This is a genomic window from Streptomyces sp. NPDC026575, from assembly GCF_055567415.1.
This window is the reverse complement of the sequence record NZ_JBVHQM010000071.1, coordinates 1-1,236: the sequence shown is the minus strand read 5'-3', so window position 1 is coordinate 1,236 and position 1,236 is coordinate 1. Positions and strand designations below refer to the sequence as shown.

General features: G+C 65.7%; 1 protein-coding gene. It reads right to left on the bottom strand.

Annotation, left to right across the window (positions count from 1 at the left end; all coding sequences use genetic code 11):
- The coding region (locus tag ACZ4NB_RS38705; protein ID WP_467667751.1) for an acyltransferase domain-containing protein at positions 1–1,236 on the bottom strand (1,236 nt) is incomplete at both ends.

Genomic DNA, 1,236 nt, shown 5'->3' with positions numbered 1-1,236 from the left:
CGGTGTGGTGAGCCAGTACCGCTGGCGTTGGAAGGCATAGGTCGGCAACTCCACCCGCCGCGCAGCCACCCCCTCATACAACCGCTCCCACTGCACCGGCGCACCATGCACATACGCCTCCGCCAACGACGCAGCAAACCGCCGCAAGCCCCCCTCACCCCGCCGCAACGAACCCACCGCCACCGCACCAGCACCCGCACCGGGGCCGGTGCCGGCAGCCGCGAAGGTCTCCCCCAATCCCACCAACAACCCCGGGTGAGGACTCACCTCCACAAACAACCCAAAACCATCATCGAGCAGCGCCCGCGTCGTCTCCTCAAAACGCACCGTCTGCCGCAAATTCCGATACCAATACTCCGCATCCAACCCCGAGGTATCCACCACACCCGCAGACACCGTCGAATAAAACGGCACCTCACACGAGACCGGCACCACCCCAGCCAACGCCTCCAGCACCGCCCCCCGAATCTCCTCCACAAACACCGAATGCGACGCATAATCCACCGGAATCACCCGCGCACGAACCCCAGCACCCTCCAGCTCCCCCCGCAACTCCTCCAACGCCCCCGGCTCACCACACACCACCGACGACACCGGACTATTCACCACCGCCAACTGCAAGCCCCCACCCGACCGAGCCAACCACCCCTCAACCTCCACCGCCGGCAAACCCACCGACATCATCCCGCCCCGACCCGCCAACCCCTCCCGAATCACACGAGCACGCAACGCCACCACACGCGCACCGTCCTCAAGCGACAACGCCCCCGCCACACAAGCCGCCGCAATCTCCCCCTGCGAATGCCCCACCACCGCCGCAGGCACCACACCCAACGAACGCCACGCCTCAGCCAGCGCCACCATCACCGCCCACAACACCGGCTGCACCACATCCACCTCATCCAACGACGGCGCACCCACCTCCCCCCTCAACACCGCAAAAACATCCCACCCCACCAACGGACGCAACGCCCGCGCACACTCCTCCAAACGCACACCAAAAGCAGGCACCGACTCCAACAACTCCAAAGCCATACCCACCCACTGCGACCCCTGCCCCGGAAACACAAACACAGCCTTGGCCACACCAGACGCCACACCACGCACAACCCCACCAGAACTGCCGCCCCCAGCCAGCAGATCCAACCCCGCCAACAACTCACCCCGCCCCGCACCCACAACAACACCCCGATGCTCAAACACCGCACGCGAAGCCGTCAGGGAAAACGCCACGTC